This is a genomic window from Candidatus Zixiibacteriota bacterium (assembly GCA_036397555.1).
Taxonomy (GTDB): domain Bacteria; phylum Zixibacteria; class MSB-5A5; order WJJR01; family WJJR01; genus DATKYL01.
In genome coordinates this window covers 1-16,307 of the sequence record DASWIS010000004.1, presented here as the reverse complement: position 1 = coordinate 16,307, position 16,307 = coordinate 1, and the positions used below count along the sequence as shown (strand labels likewise).

Annotated in this window: 18 protein-coding genes; 9 read left to right on the top strand and 9 right to left on the bottom strand. The window is 58.0% G+C overall.

The window, feature by feature from the left end; all coding sequences use genetic code 11:
• Both VGB22_01135 and VGB22_01130 read left to right on the top strand, forming a co-directional pair.
• Window positions 1-110 (top strand): IS3 family transposase (locus VGB22_01135; GenBank protein HEX9749880.1); only part of this gene is annotated, 110 nt, incomplete at its 5' end.
• 1,082 nt (window positions 111-1,192) lie between these two features.
• Window positions 1,193-2,731 (top strand): glycosyltransferase family 39 protein, encoded by a 1,539-nt coding sequence (locus VGB22_01130; GenBank protein HEX9749879.1) that lies wholly within the window; start codon window positions 1,193-1,195, stop codon window positions 2,729-2,731.
• Between the two features lie 120 nt (window positions 2,732-2,851).
• Here VGB22_01130 and VGB22_01125 read toward each other — a convergent pair whose 3' ends face one another.
• Window positions 2,852-3,514 (bottom strand): peroxiredoxin, encoded by a 663-nt coding sequence (locus VGB22_01125; GenBank protein HEX9749878.1) that lies wholly within the window; start codon window positions 3,512-3,514, stop codon window positions 2,852-2,854.
• Between the two features lie 193 nt (window positions 3,515-3,707).
• Between VGB22_01125 and VGB22_01120 the strand changes: the two genes are divergently transcribed.
• The 3 genes from VGB22_01120 to VGB22_01110 all read left to right on the top strand — a co-directional run bounded on the left by VGB22_01120 (window position 3,708) and on the right by VGB22_01110 (window position 4,982).
• The gene (locus tag VGB22_01120; protein ID HEX9749877.1) at window positions 3,708-4,232 is read left to right on the top strand and encodes a DinB family protein; all 525 of its coding nucleotides are present in this window, start codon (window positions 3,708-3,710) and stop codon (window positions 4,230-4,232) included.
• A gap of 65 nt (window positions 4,233-4,297) precedes the next feature.
• On the top strand, window positions 4,298-4,681 hold the full coding sequence (locus VGB22_01115) for a hypothetical protein (protein HEX9749876.1): 384 nt from the start codon (window positions 4,298-4,300) through the stop codon (window positions 4,679-4,681).
• A 16-nt stretch (window positions 4,682-4,697) separates the two neighbouring features.
• Window positions 4,698-4,982 carry a hypothetical protein gene (locus VGB22_01110; GenBank protein ID HEX9749875.1) on the top strand — a complete coding sequence of 95 codons (285 nt, stop codon included), beginning with the start codon at window positions 4,698-4,700 and terminating at the stop codon, window positions 4,980-4,982.
• Between the two features lie 214 nt (window positions 4,983-5,196).
• On the opposite strand, the gene VGB22_01105 is transcribed toward VGB22_01110, so the two are convergent.
• The 5 genes from VGB22_01105 to mnmG all read right to left on the bottom strand — a co-directional run bounded on the left by VGB22_01105 (window position 5,197) and on the right by mnmG (window position 10,188).
• Window positions 5,197-5,469 (bottom strand): GIY-YIG nuclease family protein, encoded by a 273-nt coding sequence (locus tag VGB22_01105; protein ID HEX9749874.1) that lies wholly within the window; start codon window positions 5,467-5,469, stop codon window positions 5,197-5,199.
• A 433-nt stretch (window positions 5,470-5,902) separates the two neighbouring features.
• Window positions 5,903-6,751 carry a ParB/RepB/Spo0J family partition protein gene (locus VGB22_01100; GenBank protein ID HEX9749873.1) on the bottom strand — a complete coding sequence of 283 codons (849 nt, stop codon included), beginning with the start codon at window positions 6,749-6,751 and terminating at the stop codon, window positions 5,903-5,905.
• On the bottom strand, window positions 6,748-7,515 hold the full coding sequence (locus VGB22_01095; protein HEX9749872.1) for an AAA family ATPase: 768 nt from the start codon (window positions 7,513-7,515) through the stop codon (window positions 6,748-6,750). The genes VGB22_01100 and VGB22_01095 overlap by 4 nt, the downstream gene beginning before the upstream one ends.
• 63 nt (window positions 7,516-7,578) lie before the next feature.
• Window positions 7,579-8,226 carry a 16S rRNA (guanine(527)-N(7))-methyltransferase RsmG gene (gene rsmG / locus VGB22_01090; GenBank protein HEX9749871.1) on the bottom strand — a complete coding sequence of 216 codons (648 nt, stop codon included), beginning with the start codon at window positions 8,224-8,226 and terminating at the stop codon, window positions 7,579-7,581.
• An 84-nt stretch (window positions 8,227-8,310) separates the two neighbouring features.
• Window positions 8,311-10,188: a tRNA uridine-5-carboxymethylaminomethyl(34) synthesis enzyme MnmG gene (mnmG, locus tag VGB22_01085; GenBank protein ID HEX9749870.1), complete on the bottom strand. Its 1,878-nt coding sequence runs from the start codon at window positions 10,186-10,188 to the stop codon at window positions 8,311-8,313.
• A 135-nt stretch (window positions 10,189-10,323) separates the two neighbouring features.
• Here mnmG and VGB22_01080 point away from each other — a divergent pair, with 135 nt between their 5' ends.
• Window positions 10,324-11,385, top strand: a complete 1,062-nt coding sequence (locus tag VGB22_01080; protein ID HEX9749869.1) for a dockerin type I domain-containing protein — start codon at window positions 10,324-10,326, stop codon at window positions 11,383-11,385.
• Between the two features lie 63 nt (window positions 11,386-11,448).
• Window positions 11,449-12,333 (top strand): DPP IV N-terminal domain-containing protein, encoded by an 885-nt coding sequence (locus VGB22_01075; GenBank protein HEX9749868.1) that lies wholly within the window; start codon window positions 11,449-11,451, stop codon window positions 12,331-12,333.
• A 114-nt stretch (window positions 12,334-12,447) separates the two neighbouring features.
• Here the strand turns inward: VGB22_01075 and VGB22_01070 are convergent, their stop codons facing one another.
• Window positions 12,448-12,825: a hypothetical protein gene (locus VGB22_01070; protein ID HEX9749867.1), complete on the bottom strand. Its 378-nt coding sequence runs from the start codon at window positions 12,823-12,825 to the stop codon at window positions 12,448-12,450.
• A gap of 220 nt (window positions 12,826-13,045) precedes the next feature.
• Between VGB22_01070 and VGB22_01065 the strand changes: the two genes are divergently transcribed.
• Window positions 13,046-13,366, top strand: coding sequence for a hypothetical protein (locus VGB22_01065; GenBank protein HEX9749866.1), 321 nt, complete (start codon window positions 13,046-13,048; stop codon window positions 13,364-13,366).
• Window positions 13,367-13,446: 80 nt separating this feature from the next.
• Window positions 13,447-14,034 carry a DinB family protein gene (locus VGB22_01060; GenBank protein HEX9749865.1) on the top strand — a complete coding sequence of 196 codons (588 nt, stop codon included), beginning with the start codon at window positions 13,447-13,449 and terminating at the stop codon, window positions 14,032-14,034.
• Window positions 14,035-14,155: 121 nt separating this feature from the next.
• On the opposite strand, the gene mnmE is transcribed toward VGB22_01060, so the two are convergent.
• Together mnmE and VGB22_01050 are read right to left on the bottom strand one after the other, a co-directional pair.
• Window positions 14,156-15,586 (bottom strand): tRNA uridine-5-carboxymethylaminomethyl(34) synthesis GTPase MnmE, encoded by a 1,431-nt coding sequence (gene mnmE, locus VGB22_01055; protein HEX9749864.1) that lies wholly within the window; start codon window positions 15,584-15,586, stop codon window positions 14,156-14,158.
• Between the two features lie 188 nt (window positions 15,587-15,774).
• The gene (locus VGB22_01050; protein HEX9749863.1) at window positions 15,775-16,179 is read right to left on the bottom strand and encodes a hypothetical protein; all 405 of its coding nucleotides are present in this window, start codon (window positions 16,177-16,179) and stop codon (window positions 15,775-15,777) included.
• Window positions 16,180-16,307 lie beyond the last annotated feature (128 nt).

The window sequence follows — 16,307 nt, the reverse complement described above, 5'->3', positions numbered from 1 at the left end:
CCATCGTGCAGTGGATCGAGGGCTGGTACAACCGCGAACGCATGCACACCAGCCTGGACGATCTCAGTCCGGTTGAATTTGAGGAACGCTTGTTGCTGGAATCTATCTAAACGAGTGTCAACGAAAACGGGGGATCATCAGGTAAGCATGATGGAGGTTCTAGCAGTCCGGGCATAGAGTTGATTCGAGCCGAACGCCGCCTGCTTCGGTCCGTGAGCTGCTCATAGACATGGCTAGCGTACACAGGGAATTGGGTCAGATTGTCGCCTCGTCTGCGATTCGAGGACACAAATGAAGTGACGAGTTCGCTCGTGTCGAGACGGGGGAGAAACTGCCGCGACATCGTACCAATCATGATGTTCGGCGGGAACACATGCCGTGGGGCGAACCCGACCAGACTAAGCGAGTCTTTTTGGTTTAAGAATTCCTCCTGAGTTGAGGCATTGGTTTCGAGCATGACGAGTACGCGATCACTCCAAACGGCATTAGCGATGGAGTGGAGCGACACGCAGAGAGCGAGCGCTAACGTGACGCGATACATTTGACGCTCCGTTTGGTGGCTTAGACGCGATCAGTGATATCAGTAAATCGTCTACGTCATGACTTCCATCTCGGATTATTGTCGTCGCTGTGTGATAGCCGGCTTTCCGGGCGTATATCGCGCCGGAATCAAATGGAAACACATCCAAAAAGAATGAACCGTCGGGCTTTGTATGATTCTGAGTGCTGTATGTAGTCGTGTCGTCAATGGATACGATTACAGAGTCAATGCCCTGACTGGACTCTACGTCCACAACCCTTCCGGATATGCGTACGAATGTGTCATATTGATTCGGATGGGTGCACCCATACATTGCACACGAACAGACCACAGCCAGTGTGGTGATCAGCGTAACACAGAGTGTGAGCTGAGCGAATGATGCCTGTCTGCTCATTCAATGATCTCGCCTTGTTTCTTAAATCTATTCTTCTCTTCTGTGGCCTTGTCAAGGGCTTTTTCTGGAAACTTGCCAATATCCTGCTGACGGGTGGCCCACGGCTCTGCTGGGTGCCCGGTGTGAGTAGTTGTGTGCCCGACACACTTGTAGCGGCTACTGCACCGACCAAGGTCAGTGGCACAAAGCGGGTTGTTGACGACACAGCCGTCTCTCTTGCCGCTTGGCAGAACGGCTTGCACCAATGATACTGCCCCGTGCGACAACGAACGCAACTGCTTAAGGAACAACACCCGTTTTTGACACTTCTGCTCGCCGGGTTGATCCTGCGCGTCATCGCGTCGATCTACTCCGGCGGGTACATGGGCTCCGACGATCACTTTCAGGTGATCGAGATGGCGGCGGAGTGGATGCGCGGCAACAACCCCGGTCTGCCCGGCGGCGAGTTGTTTTATCGCTCGCTTGCGTATCCCGGCGCCAACTGGCTCTTAATGAGCGGCCTGCAGCAGATCGGCATCGTGCATCCCGAGACGGTGATGTTCATCATCCGTCTGGTGCACGGACTGACTTCGCTGTGGACCATCGCGCTCGCGTACCGCCTCGCGAAGTCGCTCGCAGGGGAGCGTGCCGCGTGGAATGCCGGGCTGATTGTTGCCGCGGCATTCATCATGCCGTACGCCTCCGTCCGCAATCTGATCGAAGTCGTTGCGATGCCGTTCTTGCTCTGTGCGCTCTACCAAATCGTACGGGCCGAGCGCACGCAAGGATCGTCGACCAAGCATTGGTTGCTGGCGGGACTGTGCGGCGGGCTGGCGTTCGTCATCCGCTGGCAGGTCGGCAGCGCGATGGTCGGCATCGGTCTGTACCTGATGTTCGCTCGACAATGGCGGGGGCTGATTCTCGTTGTTGCAGGTTCGCTTATTCCAGCCGTGTTGCAGGGATTCTGGGATTGGTCATGGCATGGGGTGTTTCTGGGATCATTATGGAAGAGTCTCGGGCACAACATCGAACGCTCCCACAACTATGTCGTCGGGCCGTGGTATCGATATGTGCTCTTGCTGTTGGGCGTCTTCATCCCGCCGTTTTCGATCTTGTTCGGAGCGGCGATGGTCCGATTCGCGCGGCGTTTGGGAGTCCTCGCGTGGGCTGTCTTCGCATTCATCATCATCCATTCGCTGATCCCCGGCAAGCAGGAGCGCTTCCTGTTGCCCATCTTCGCTGCCGTGGCGGTGATGGGTGTGTGCGGGCTGCATTGGTGGAGCGATGGAGGCAGCGAACGGTTTCGTCGCTGCATCAACTGGGGATGGCGCTGGTACTGGGCGGTCAACCTGCCGCTTTTGATCCTCGCCTGTCTCAACTACAGTCAGAAATCACGGATCGAGTCGCTCACCTATATATATGAGAGAGGTGACGCCACAGGGATCATCGCCGACTACACCGAACGAGCCACCCGTCTGCCGGAATACTACCTCGATGGGGCCCACCGGACCCCACGCCCGATAGTCTACCCGGTTCGGAGCACCGCACAGCTCGATACTTTGCGGCTGCGGGCACTCGGCATGCTCCCGGAACCGATCTCCGGCATCAACTATGCCGTGATCTTTTCCCGGGGAAACCCTGATGTGCATGTCGAGATGCTCCGGGAGCACTTTGGAGAGGTCGAGATCATCAAGCACATCGAACCAAGCATCGCCGACCGCTTACTGAACCTCTTTAACCCGCGATACAATCACTCAAAAGAGTCGTGGGTGGCCTTGATAACCGCGACGCCGATTTTGGGGCATGCTCCGGACTGACCACAGACAGAAAGGCCCGCCGCGACGGGCCGATAATATCTGTTATCACGTTGTATTACCGTGTCTTATCATGATACAGCTAAATAAGACGGGCTCAGCACACTCAGGGCCATTCTCCGATCAGACCAGCTCCTTCTTGCACAGGTAGAAATCGATCTTTTCGTACTTCCCACTCAGCCGATCCTGCACGTCGGCCTCGGTCTTGGGTGGGGGCACAATGACTTTGTCGCCCGGTTTCCAGTCAACCGGCAGCGCGACTCCCTTGGTGTCGGCGGTCTGCAGCGCCGTCAGCAGGCGGAGCACCTCATCGACACTGCGCCCGACATTGAGCGGATAGTAGATCAGCGCCCGGACCTTTTTGTTCGGGTCGATTACAAACAGGGTTCGGACTGTCACGGTCTCGGATGCCCCCGGATGGATCATCCCGTATTTCTGGGCGACCGCGGTGTTCAGATCGGCGATCAGCGGATACGGGATCTTCGTCTGCAGGATTCTTTCGAGGTTTTGTGTCCAGGCCAAGTGGGCATGGATCGAGTCGATCGAGATGCCGATCAGCTTGGCGCCGCGTTTCTCGAATTCGTCATAGCGCTTGGCGAACGCGGTCAGTTCGGTCGAGCAGACCGGCGTGAAGTCGGCCGGGTGCGAGAAGAGAATCACCCACTTGTCGCCCTGCCATTCATGAAACTTGACTTCGCCGTGCGTGGTCTGCGCGGTGAAATCGGGGGCCACATCGCCGAGACGGGGGATGAGGCCGTTCTCAGAAACTGCTGTTACACCACTCATGGACATACCACTCCTTGTGATTGGACAGACCTATGGACAGATACGGCAGGAACCTACGGATGCAATATAACCTGTTGTGTCTGATTGCGCAAGGGAGGCGTGTTGCGCTCCTTCCGTGTGTGGGCGTTCTGAAGTGATTGCCATTCGCGCCACGGATGTCGGATTTTTTCGTTTGGCAGATCGGGAGGACACGATGACGACCATGATCGACCGTTTCCGCAATTGGTACGACCACGAACGCGACTGTAACGCCAAGACGCTCACGATGTTGAACTCTGTTACCGCGAATAAGCGCGCCACACCCGAGTTTCAGCGCGCGCTCAACCTGATGGCACACCTGGTTCTGGCGCGTCGAATGTGGCTGTACCGCCTGGGTCACTGGCCCGGCGAGGAGGGCTGGGATAGTGAGGGGACGAAACTCGAGGATCTCCCCGGCATGGTCGCCGTCACCGAGAAGGCGTGGGTGAAGTACATGTCGGGGCTCGACGACGCTGGTTTGGCCAAGCCCCTGGAATGGGAAGGGAATGACGGCCAATATCGGCGTTGGCCTGTCGAGTTGATCCTGACCCAGGTGTCCGGACATGCGTGGTATCACCGTGGGCAGATTGTCGAGCTGGTCCGCCAGCTCGGCGGCGAGACCACCAGCACCGATTACATCTTCTGGAACCGGCCGGAGATCATTGCGCCGCCCGTCGGCGCACCCGCATCCGGCTCTTGAGCGTTCGGCTCCCGGTCTGTATACTCGTCTATCGCCCGGTGACGGGCGAGAACCAAGGAGGGTTCATGCGAAAGGCAACAATCCTGACCATGGTGTTTGGTGTTGCGCTTCTGGTGACGCAGCCGAGCCACGCGATCATGATGAAGGGGAAGTTGGCGATATCGCCGTACGGCGGAGGTGCCATTCCCATCGGCGATATGGCCGACGCTGACCCCGAGAATGAGAAAGCCAAGGGCGCGGAGACCGGGTTTAACGCCGGGGGCGCTGCCGAGTTTTTCATCGCCGGGAACCTTGCGGTCGGCGGTCGTGTCAACTACAACCGCTTCGGTGTCGATGAAATGTTCGTGAACCCCGATCCCGGAGTATCCTACGATCTGAACCAGACCGTCATCGACTTTGGCGCCTATCTCAAATGGCTCTTCGCGACAGGCGGAAAGACCCATCCTTAATGTTCGCGCCGGCGCCATGATCGGCAAACAGAAACTCTCCGGCGATGCCACGGCCAAAGGTGAGACCGCCGACATCAAGGCGACGGTCGACAACGCGTTAGGCATCGAAGGGGCGATTGGCGTGCTGCACATGTTCTCCGAGCAGGTCGGCGGGTTCGTCGAGGGGCAGATCACGCACCTGATGACAGACGACAAAGATGTCGAGCTCGAATTCGGCGGCGATACAGATACGGAAAAGGTCCAGGGCGACGCGCAATGGATCACGATCCGGGCCGGGTTGACGATCTTTGTCGGCAAGTAAGGTTCGCGTGTTGCTGCATCGCGCGCGTCAGTTCGGCGTCGCTTTGGAGATTCCTCACCCTTCGCTTCACGCCTGCGGCGTGAGTCTCAGGGCTTCGGAATGACACAGATAGCTCGCCGACTATTTCAAATCCGAAGCACATAACAGCAATGTCATTCCGAACCGACCCCGTACGAAGTACGGGGGAGTGTGAGGAATCTCCAAGTCACAACTGTTACGGTACCAGGTCCTCCCATTTGGGATTCACGGAATTAATCAGCCGAACTTTCTTCTCCCGTCGCCATGATTTGATCTCTTTCTCCCTCGCAATCGCATCAAGCACATTCCCGGTCTCCTCGCAGTACACGAGCTTATCAATGTGATACTGCGATGCGAACCGTGATCCGCTGCCGGTCCGGTGTTGGTGCAGACGTCGCGTCAGATCGTTCGTGACGCCCGTGTACAGCGTACCCGATATGTTCGTCATGATGTAGACCCAGTAAGGCATCTGCTTCGTTCTCTTGCGTAGCACCGTCGCGTTAGAGATTCCTCACCCTACTTCGCCTCCCTTCGGTCGGCGTCGCAGGGATTCGGAATGACAGCTCCTCTTTGAGGATTCAACTATGGAATCGAAGCCACAATCAATGTCATTCCGAATCCCCCGAGGCCCGCACTGCCGGTGCGGGATTCGGAGTTCGGAATGACATCCCTGGCTCTGTCGAATGCCTCTTGCACAGGAATGAAGTCCCCGCTCTCATGCATCCTTTTTGGACGGCAGTAGAATCAACCAATGTCATTCCGAATCCTCGTAGTCCCACTCGCCTGTGGCGAGTGGGACTGCGGGGTGAGGAATCTCCAAGGCGCAACTCTCCCGTATGCGACTGCAACTTGGTGCCGGTTACGATGGAGACTTGGGCGGACGTCCGGGGCATCCGCCGCACTCAGATTACTCCGAATATCCCCAGCACCCGGTTCAGATCCTCGTGGCCGTAGTAGTCGATGATGATGCGGCCGCGTTTCTTCGATTCGACGATGTGCACCGTTGCGCCGAGCTTGAGTCGCAGTTTGCGTTCGACGGAATCGAGTTCGGGGGAACGTTTCACGGCGCGTGAAACAGCGCGTTTGGGCTGGCCGTAGACGATTTCCTCGGTGCGACGCACCGAGAGACTCTGCGAGACAATGCGGTCGGCCAGACGAATCTGTAGCGCTTCACGTTCGATGCCCAACAATGCGCGCGCATGTCCGGCGGTGAGTTTGCCGGCGGCAAGTTTGTCGCGCACCGCCTGGGGCAGGGACAACAGCCGCAACATGTTGGAGACAGTCGAGCGATCCTTGCCGACTTTTTGCGCGATGATCTCCTGCGTGTAACCGAACAACTCGGCGAGCCGTTTGTATCCCGCCGCTTCATCGAGCGGATTCAAATCTTCGCGTTGCAGGTTCTCGATTAACGCCCACTCCATCTGCTGTGCATCGGTCGCATTGTCGATGACGATCGCCGGGATTGTCGAAAGCCCCGAGTGTTTCGCGGCGCTCCAGCGACGCTGCCCGGCGATCAGTTGGTAGTGTCCGTCACTGAGCGGTCTGACCAATACCGGCTGCAAGACACCGTGCGCGCGAATCGAATCGGCGAGTTCGCGCAGTTTGTCCTCGTCGAATTGCGTGCGCGGTTGTCCCGGATTGGGCACGATAGAGTCCAACGGCAACTGCCGCACCGATTGTGACGACGTCACAGCCGGTGTCGTCGCAGGAATGAGCGCATCCAGACCGCGTCCGAGGGCGAGACGATTCATGAGGCGATGACCTCCTGTGCAAACGACTGATAGTTTTCCGCGCCGACTGAGTGCACATCGTACAGCACGATCGGTTTGCCGAATCCCGGCGCTTCAGAGAGACGCACGTTGCGTTGGATCACAGTGCGGTAGACTTTGTCTGCGAAGAAACGGCGCGCCTCGGCTTCGACCTGGCGCGAGAGATTGAGGCGGCCGTCGTACATGGTCAGCAGCACACCTTCGATGGCAAGTTCCGGATTGAGCGAGTTCTGCACGCGTCCGATCGTTTCCATGAGCAGCCCCAATCCTTCCATCGCGAAGTATTCGCACTGCAACGGAATCAGTACCGACTTCGCCGCCACCAGTGCATTGATGGTGAGCATGTTCAATGATGGCGGGCAGTCGATGATGACGAAATCATAATGCGGCAAGCCATTGTCGTTAATGGCATTGCGAAGAATCTGTTCGCGATCGGTCATGCCGAGCAGTTCGATTTCGGCTCCCACCAATCGGATCGCCGACGGCACCAGATCGAGAAGTTCGACACCGATTTGTTTACGCGCCGCCTTGATCGTGAGGCCGCCGACTAAGACCTCATAGGTCGAGGTGGTGACATCTTTCTTGTCGACTCCTAAAAACGAAGTGGAGTTGGCTTGCGGATCCAGATCGATCATCAATGTGCGCCGTCCGGACAAGGCCATGCAGGCCGCGAGGTTGACCGCAGTTGTGGTCTTGCCGACACCGCCTTTTTGGTTGGCGACGGCGATGATGCGGCGATTCGGCAACAAATTGTGCATCAAGTGAAAGATAAACTCTGATTACTCATTATGAGTCAAGAGAATACGATGTCACTTCTTTTGATAGATGAGAATGCGAGCCGTGATACGAGGCATTACGTCGTTAATAGATTGATCTGTAATGAGTTCAAAATCACGCTCGCCATCGAATGTCTCCGGCACATCGCCGAGCGCCTTGAATGTGAGCAACATCCCCCCGGACGGCAGTGACTGTCTCGCCCAAGCGAATGTCTCATCCCAGCCGGTGACCGCCTTGATTGAAATGACATTCCAGGGAAGCTCAGTCTTAAACACCTCGTCTAAGAAATCCTCGGCGCGCTGATTGACGATTCTGATGTTCAGCAGCTCGAGCCGTTCGACCGCCCGCTCCAGAAAGAATGCCTTCTTGGCGACAGACTCGATGAGTATGAATGAGTCCGACGGGCGGAGGATGGCCAGGGGAATGGCAGGGAATCCGCCGCCCGAGCCGATGTCGAGCCAGTGCAATGGTCGATCGCGTGGGATCAACGGGTGTGCGGCGATGGAAATGGCGATCTGATCGTCGATCTCCGTTTCGACATCGCCTGCGCGAGAGACGAGATTGATCAGTGAGTTTTCATGTTGGACGAGCGCACTGTACTGATTCAATCGATCCAGAGTCCCCGCTGAGGCGGGGGGGATGCCAGCCAGGCGCGAAACTAAGTCAGATGACAGTTTCATGTGAAATGTGTATGATGAAAGACACTAATCGACAATAAGATAAATCGATTTACCATGAGGATTTCCTCGTCCGGGGTGCCGTCATCATGACGGTGTTTCACGTGAAACACTGCGGGATTTCGATCTGCCGCTGCCCGCTTTGATGTGGATCATCAGCAGACTGACATCGGCCGAAGTGATGCCGGGGATGCGCGATGCCTGCCCAACTGTAGTGGGGCGGACACGCTCGAACTTTTCGACCGACTCACGTCTCAATCCGGGCAGCGACCGAAAAATCAGAGATTCGGGAACGCGCATACCCTCCAGGTGTCGGAACTGCTCGATCTGGCGGGTCTGACGCTCGATATATCCGCCGTACTTGATGGCAATGGTGATCGCCTCAACGATGGCGGGGTCGACAGGAGGTATTGTCGGATCGAAGCGATGCAAGTCGCTCATATCGACTCCAGGGATTCGCAGGATCTGGGCGGCCGTCGCGCTGCCCTGCCTGCGCAGCCCCTCGAATGGGAGCTCACGGGTCGGGATGTTTGTCCGACCGAACGATTCGATCATCCGGTCGATTTCTTCCCAACGGTGCCGTAGCCGAGCAAACACAACATCGGCGACTAATCCAAGCCGCTGTCCATACCCTGAGAGTCGTCGTTCGGCGTTATCCTCACGAAGATGCAAGCGATGCTCGGCGCGGGAAGTGAACATGCGGTAAGGTTCATCGACTCCGACTGTGACCAGATCGTCGATCATCACGCCGATGTACGCTTCATCGCGACCGAGCACGAAGGGTGCCTGGCCACGGCACGACAGAACCGCATTAATTCCTGCGATAAGCCCTTGTCCCGCAGCTTCTTCATACCCAGACGTGCCATTGATCTGACCGGCGAAAAAGAGGCCTCGAATCGGCTTGGTCTCCAATGTCGGTTTCAACTGTGTCGGCGGAAAGTAGTCGTACTCGACCGCATATCCCGGGCGTGTCATCTCGACTCGGCTCAGCGCAGGAATGGTTCGCAAGGCGGCAAGTTGGATAACTGCCGGCAGCGATGTCGAGAAGCCATTGATGTATATGTCCGATGTTTTGAGCCCTTCCGGCTCGAGGAAGAGTTGATGACGGGGTTTTTCGGCGAACTTGACAACTTTGTCCTCGATCGAGGGACAATAGCGCGGCCCGATTCCGGTGATCTGGCCATTGAAGAGCGGGGAGTGTTTGATGTTCTCGCCGATCAGCGCGTGCGTCTCCGCAGTCGTGTATGTCAGCCAGCATACTGACTTGTTGCCGATCGACACTGGCGACATGCGCGAGAATCCTGCTGGCGGATCATCTCCCGGTTGGACCGCACATTGTGAGTAATCAATAGTCTTCCCATCAAGACGCGGTGGTGTGCCAGTTTTCAGACGACCAACCTCGAATCCCAGGTCTCGTAATTGACCAGACAGTCCATGCGACGGCGGCTCACCGACACGTCCGGCAGGTCTTGTCTTTGGGCCGACATGCGTGATGGCTTCCAAGAACGTTCCCGCACATAGTATAACACATTGTGTTCCATATAATTGTCCAGACGTCCCGACAACACCGTCGATGCGGTCTCCGTTGATGACCAGCCGGGAGATTCCGTCAGGTACGACCGTGATTGAAGGCGTGCTCTCGATTACTTCAATTGCGGCATTCTGGTACGATAATCTGTCACATTGGCAGCGGGATGACTGAACGGCTGGACCTTTGCGGCGATTGAGTACTTTGAACTGAATCCCTGCGCGGTCTGCCAAATTCCCCATGCGTCCGCCAAGCGCATCGATCTCACGGACAATCTGGCCTTTACCGATGCCGCCGATGGCCGGATTGCACGACATCCGTCCGATGGCGCCCGGATCGCGTGTGATGAAGAGCACCTGCGCGCCCATCCGCGCTGCGGCTGAGGCCGCCTCAATGCCGGCGTGTCCGCCGCCGATGACGATGATTCGCTCTCTCATCTATAAAACCGCAGGGCCTTATGTCCAAGGTGCGGGCTTGCCAAGTATACAAGCCGGGCGCGGGCAACGAAATCCCAGTTTGCCTGATTGTGCATCCACCTGGAATATCGGCTGCCGTGCGCGGTAATAGCGGTGATGAGGGACGGCGCGCCGCTGGTGGGCAGCGCAGCGCATCCGCGCCGGGTCGCCGCCATGAGTACGCTCCGATCATTGCTGATTCTCATTGTCCTGTTCGCGCCCGTTCGAGCGTCGCTTGCACAGGATTCCGAGATCCCGTTTTCCATCGCACACGACGTCATTCCCGATTGTCCGTTGAGCTGCGACACGGTGCGGTTGTGGCTGCGCGGGGAGTTGCCGAACCCCTGCTGGAGCGAGCCGGTGGTGACCGCAACAGTCATCGATGCGTACAGCATCGGTGTGTTTATTCGCACCGAGTACGATCCGAGCGTCGAGTGCATCCAGGTGCTCGTGCCGTTTCGGATCGAAGAGTCGTTGACCGATCTGGACGACGGCGAGTACATCGTGCATTTTTTCGTCACAGCCGACAATCCTCTTGCGACGATGCCCCCGCAGCCGCCGCGCGAATTCGTCGACACGTTTCGCGTCGCGCCGCAGGGCGATCAGGACTGCGACGGCGATGTCGACCGCGATGATCTGCGGCTACTGATCGACTACATTCTTTACCAGGGGCCGTTGCCGATATCCGCCGACCGCGTCGACCTCAATTGCGACGGGCACATCGACATCGTCGACCTTGTCGCGATGCTCAACCATCTCGAGCATGGGGCCGCGCTCTGCGCGTACTGCGACCTGCCGTTGGTCAAGCCGGTGGTGATTACGAATACGCCGTACCGGTTACTGCGCGCGGCGCGGTTCGATCTGCTCGATGCGCGCATCAGCGGATCGGAACTGCAGGTGATGATCCGTCATGGCGGCGGCTGCATCCGCCATGTGTACAGTGCGTTCATGACCCCATCGACGCTGATGCAAACACGTCCGGGCACCGTATCACTCTACATCCGCCACGACGATCCCGGCGACATGTGCGACGCATTGCTTCAACCGGCACTCCGATTCGACCTGCGTCCGATCGCCGAGGCATATCGTCGCGCCTTCAATCATCGCGGCGATATCCCGATTGTGCTGTCCGATTATGAGGGTGATCGCGTGGTGCGGCTGGTATATTCGCCGCGATAATGTTCAGACGATCCGCTGTCTGAGGTGATGCATTCACATTTCACTGAAGGATCTGGGCACCCAATGATGAAATCCTTCGCCTTGCTCCTGAGTGTCTCGCTATTCGCACGCTCCGCGACAGCGCAAGAATCGCACTTATCGGACACGGCGAGCACAGACACCGCCTTCTATCAGGATGTCACCTGGTCGCCGGATGGGAAGCGGCTGGCGATGTCGGTATTTCAGCACGGGCAATACGACATCGTCGTGATGAACTCCGACGCCACCGGGCGGAGGAAATTGACCGACAATCCGCTCACCGATTACTGGACAACATGGTCGCGCGACGGGAGACGGGTCGGCTATGCATCCAAGCAAAGTGGTGTGACAAGAATCTGCGTCACGCATCTGGACAGCGGCACGACGCAGTGTCTGACCGACACGTCATGGGAGTGCAACGCACCGTCGTGGTCGCCCGACGGCAGGCAGATCGCCTTCACGCGCAAAGTCGACGGCCTGCGGCGACTTTATGTGATGGATGCCGATGGTTCCGAAGCGCAATTGGTCCCGGACACGGCCGCTGAGCACTGGAATCCGGTCTGGTCGCCCGATGGCCGGCTCATTCTCTTTTATTCCAACCTCTCAGACGGCAAGACGGATCATCTCTACACGGTCCATCCCGACGGCACCGGTTTGACCCAGTTGACCCGCCAGGGGCACAACATCTTTCCCGGCTGGTCGCCCGACGGCAAGCAGATCATCTTCGCGCGCAGCGGAGCGGATGGGCACGAGGGCGTGTTCGTCATGAATGCCGACGGTTCGGAGATCAAGCGGGTGATCGAGGATTCGTTCTACGCGCGCTGGTCGCCGGATGGGAAGAAAATCGTTTACATCAGTGGCGGCTGGCCCCAGTCGCGCGTCCATGTCATGTCGGCGGATGGGAAGAACGCGGTGTGTGTGACGCGGTAATGTCAGTGCCTGCCGATTGTGACGAAAGCCGCCACCAAGCGGGGCTACTTAGATAAGCAAACGATGAGGGCACGGCACGCCGTGCCCTACGAGAACACAAGCGAAGTGCGGATATTACGGCGCTGGCTCGATGCCGATGATCGCTTCGACCGATTGACGCAGGCGGTTGACGATGTGTTCGTTGTCGGCCGAACGGATGTCGACCGGGACTATGTGGTCGTAGGGGATGCCGCGTTCGCGGGCCAATTCCGTGACAAAGCCCAACTGGATCTCCGGCGCACAGGCACCGCAGATGATGTAGGTATCGCGGTCCCAGTCGTGCAACGCCTCGGCGAAGGCGGCGCGACCGCTGTCACCGCAGAGCTCGGGATGGAGAATCGTGTAGTCGATGGCCAGTTCCTCGGAGACATCGGAGGTCAATGTCCGGGTGTCGAGACGGTTGAACGCCGCATCCAGCCCGCGGCAGTTGCACATAAGGATTTTGATTTTCATTCCCGCCTCGCTTTGGCTTAACCGCCGCATTGTGTCAGCCCGTCATCCCCCCATTGCCTTCATCGGTTCATGGTACTGTTCTTACTGAGGAAGGTTTGTCAAAATGCGACCGAGGATGTCAAAAGCAGATTCTTCGCCCCGTTATCCAGTCCCGTCTTCGACGGGACTGGATAACGGGGCTCAGAATGACAGTCTGCGGTTGAAGGAACGCGAGGTTTCCATGGGACGGTTCGTCATCGCGTGCTATCGCCCGAAGCCGGGGAAAGAATTCGAGTTGGAGAAGGTGGTCGCCGAGCACATGCCGGTGCTGCGTACGCAAGGATTGATCACCGGGCGTCCGGCGCATGTCATGCGCGCAGCCGATGGGACAATCCTTGAAGTGTTCGAATGGAAGTCGCGCGAGGCGATCGAGCAGGCGCATCGGAATCCCGAAGTGCACAAGCTCTGGGCACGGTTCGACGCTGTCTGCGACGACGAGAAGCTGACGAACTTAGCCGAGGCCGGACAGATGTTTGCGGAGTTTGAGCCGGTGGAAATGTGATACCCAACTCGGCGTGCGATTGAGTTTCGTTCTTCACGATTGTGTCAGTGGATGGGACCGCGCAAAACGGGAGTACATTGATGCCAGAGTCGGATACAGCGGGTGCCGTCACAGTTCCGGCGCTCCGCACGATCCTCAAGGACCAGTACCATGCCTGTCTGACGATGCTGAAATCAGCCATCGAGCAGTGCCCCGACGATCTATGGGTCAGCACCGAGTATACCAATCCCTATTGGCGGGTGGTGTACCACACGCTCTATTTTGTTCATCTGTACAGCCGCACGCACGCGGCCGGGTTTGTCGCGTGGGACAAGCATCAGACCGGGATTCAGGACATGGATGACATGCCCGCGCCGCCGGACATTCAGGAGTTGACCGAACCGGCGCACCGTCCGCCCTCAGGAGAGGACCTTCGGCCACAGACCGGGAAACCATACAGCAAACAGGAGATGCTCGAGTACTGGCGGGTCTGCGACGACATGGTCGACGAATCCATCGACGCGCTCGATCTAACCAGCGCCGACAGCGGATTCAGTTGGTATCCGATCTCCAAACTCGAGCACCAGATTGTCGCGATACGGCACATTGCGCATCACACGGCGCAGTTGTCGGATCGGCTGCGGTCGGCCATTGATGCGGGTGTCGATTGGGTGGGGCGACGACGGTAGGGGGTCGGGCACGGCACGCCGCTTGTCCTGAGCGAAGCGAATGGGTGCCCCTACAAACTGCTGCCTGACCCCTGCGTCTCTGCGGGCGTGGTTCGGGTTTCGAACGGGGGAAATCGCCGCCTTATTTTCCGACACAGAAGTTCGAAAAAATCTCGGCGAGGATTTCCTCGGTGGTGGTAGTGCCGATGACTTCGCCCAGGGCGTCGGCCGCGGATTTGGCATCGAAGGCGGCGAGTTCGAGTTGGCCGGTGGACTTGAGCGATTCGATGGCGCGATCCAGCGCGGCTCCGGCGCGGTCGAGTGCGGCGCGGTGGCGGTCGTTGATCGCGATCGAGACCGATTTGTCCGGCAGTCCGACCGCCTCGATCCAGCTCTTGAGGACACGCGCCAGCGATTCCAGCCCCTCCCCTGTTTTGGCCGACAGGCCGAGCACGGCCGGCGGTGGATTGAAGGTCGGGGCGTGATGGGCTGCGATCTCCCGTACTGCCGCATCGGGATCGTCCGCGCAGTCGAGCTTGTTGACTGTGATCAGCCAGGGGATGGTCATCGTAGCAAAGACCGATGGCGGTTTTTGGCTGGACCAGTCTAAGGCATGGTCAATGATCCACATGGCTCCATCGGCCGCACGGATGGCGGCGTCGGAGCGTTCTACGCCGATGCGCTCGACCAGATCGGTCGCCTCACGGATGCCGGCGGTGTCGACGATGCAGACCGGCCAACCCTCGATGTTGATGTATTCGCGCAGGACATCGCGAGTGGTGCCGGGAATCTCGGTGACGATCGCCCGTTCATCTTGAGCCAATCGATTGAAGAGCGTCGATTTGCCGGCGTTGGGAGGCCCAGCGAGGACTACCGTGAATCCTTCGCGAAGAATCCGTCCGCGATTGTATCCGGACAGTAATTCCGTAACACGATGTCGTACAGTTGATAACCGCGCTCCGACAGAATCGACTTCGGTCGCGTCGAGGTCTTCCTCGGTGAAGTCGATTCCCATTTCGAGGCGGGCCAGCGCCGAAATCAGCTCATTTCGGAGCACTGTAACAGCTTGTTTGATATTGCCTTGTATTTGGCTCAAGGCGGCGGCGGCGGCCTCTTCGGTTTTGGCGTTGATGATGTCGGCCACGCCTTCGGCCTCAGTGAGATCGATCCGGCCATTCAGGAAGGCACGGAGGGTGAATTCGCCCGGTGCGGCGTGGTCGGCTCCCTGAGCAAGCAGTATCTGGAGCATGCTACGGAGCACGACCGGGCCGCCATGCGCCGAGAACTCCACACTGTCCTCGCCGGTAAACGATTTGGGAGCACGAAAGACGGTCGCGAGCACCTCATCTACATGAGCGCCTGATCCCGGGTCGACGAACACGCCATGATGAACTGAGTACCCCGGTTGGTCGGTGAGCTTCTTCCTGTCCGTTCCGCGAAAGACAGAATCGGCGATGGCGACCGCATTGGGGCCGCTGAGGCGGACAATCCCCAGTCCGCCGCGCCCGATCGGTGTGGCGATGGCGCAGACGGTTTGTTTCAGGTCGATCTTGGGGAAGGGGGGGCTGGACACATCAGAGAAGTAACGACGGAGTTCGCATTGAGTGCAAGCGGGGCGAGCCGCCCGAATCTTGGGGCGGGCCCGAAACCGGCCCCTAGAGATATATGACCCGGACCTCGGACCGGGCCTGAGAAAAGGAGTACCCCACATTACTTGACACAAGTCCTTCGCCAGGCACCGGTGAACCGAGTGACATTCTTTCAGGGAACAAGCAGCTCAATACCCCGGGGGAATGTGGCCTGATCCACTTCACCTCCAAGTTGGAGCCCAAGGATCAGTCTCCGTGAACGGAGGTCCGGTTCGCGAACCCACAGAATGTCGGTGCTTGCTGCCGTTCGCTTGACAAGCGCCACTCTGCTGTATACCCACGAGAGGTTGAACACGGGTAGTCTATCACTAAGACTGTAATTAAACACTATAATCGCCAACCCGTCGAAGTCACTTGGCAGGACTTCTTCAATCTCAGAGAAGACAATTGACTCGAAGACTGAATGGAAGACTTCGGACGTCAAGCCTTTAATGCGGACATTTACATAGACATCCGCACGCAGCCCAATCGGGTAGTCGGGGTCAGGTATCGTAACCGGCTCTAGAATCAGTTTCATAACCTCCTGAGCGCGATGACGACGCAAGCCAGATGCAAGAAAGCCAGATACATGACGGCGTAGAATTCGTAGCGTACGACGAGACGGCGGAATCGATGCAACCAAGCGAAGGTGCGCTCAACGATCCA

What these genes read in the sequence shown, in the direction of transcription:
- VGB22_01125 (HEX9749878.1), bottom strand. Translation starts at nt 3,514, where the DNA reads ATGAGTGGTGTAACAGCAGTTTCTGAGAACGGCCTCATCCCCCGTCTC.
- VGB22_01120 (HEX9749877.1), top strand. Translation starts at nt 3,708, where the DNA reads ATGACGACCATGATCGACCGTTTCCGCAATTGGTACGACCACGAACGC.
- VGB22_01115 (HEX9749876.1), top strand. Translation starts at nt 4,298, where the DNA reads ATGCGAAAGGCAACAATCCTGACCATGGTGTTTGGTGTTGCGCTTCTG.
- VGB22_01110 (HEX9749875.1), top strand. Translation starts at nt 4,698, where the DNA reads ATGATCGGCAAACAGAAACTCTCCGGCGATGCCACGGCCAAAGGTGAG.
- VGB22_01105 (HEX9749874.1), bottom strand. Translation starts at nt 5,469, where the DNA reads ATGCCTTACTGGGTCTACATCATGACGAACATATCGGGTACGCTGTAC.
- VGB22_01100 (HEX9749873.1), bottom strand. Translation starts at nt 6,751, where the DNA reads ATGAATCGTCTCGCCCTCGGACGCGGTCTGGATGCGCTCATTCCTGCG.
- rsmG (HEX9749871.1), bottom strand. Translation starts at nt 8,226, where the DNA reads ATGAAACTGTCATCTGACTTAGTTTCGCGCCTGGCTGGCATCCCCCCC.
- mnmG (HEX9749870.1), bottom strand. Translation starts at nt 10,188, where the DNA reads ATGAGAGAGCGAATCATCGTCATCGGCGGCGGACACGCCGGCATTGAG.
- VGB22_01080 (HEX9749869.1), top strand. Translation starts at nt 10,324, where the DNA reads ATGAGGGACGGCGCGCCGCTGGTGGGCAGCGCAGCGCATCCGCGCCGG.
- VGB22_01075 (HEX9749868.1), top strand. Translation starts at nt 11,449, where the DNA reads ATGATGAAATCCTTCGCCTTGCTCCTGAGTGTCTCGCTATTCGCACGC.
- VGB22_01070 (HEX9749867.1), bottom strand. Translation starts at nt 12,825, where the DNA reads ATGAAAATCAAAATCCTTATGTGCAACTGCCGCGGGCTGGATGCGGCG.
- VGB22_01065 (HEX9749866.1), top strand. Translation starts at nt 13,046, where the DNA reads ATGGGACGGTTCGTCATCGCGTGCTATCGCCCGAAGCCGGGGAAAGAA.
- VGB22_01060 (HEX9749865.1), top strand. Translation starts at nt 13,447, where the DNA reads ATGCCAGAGTCGGATACAGCGGGTGCCGTCACAGTTCCGGCGCTCCGC.
- VGB22_01050 (HEX9749863.1), bottom strand. Translation starts at nt 16,179, where the DNA reads ATGAAACTGATTCTAGAGCCGGTTACGATACCTGACCCCGACTACCCG.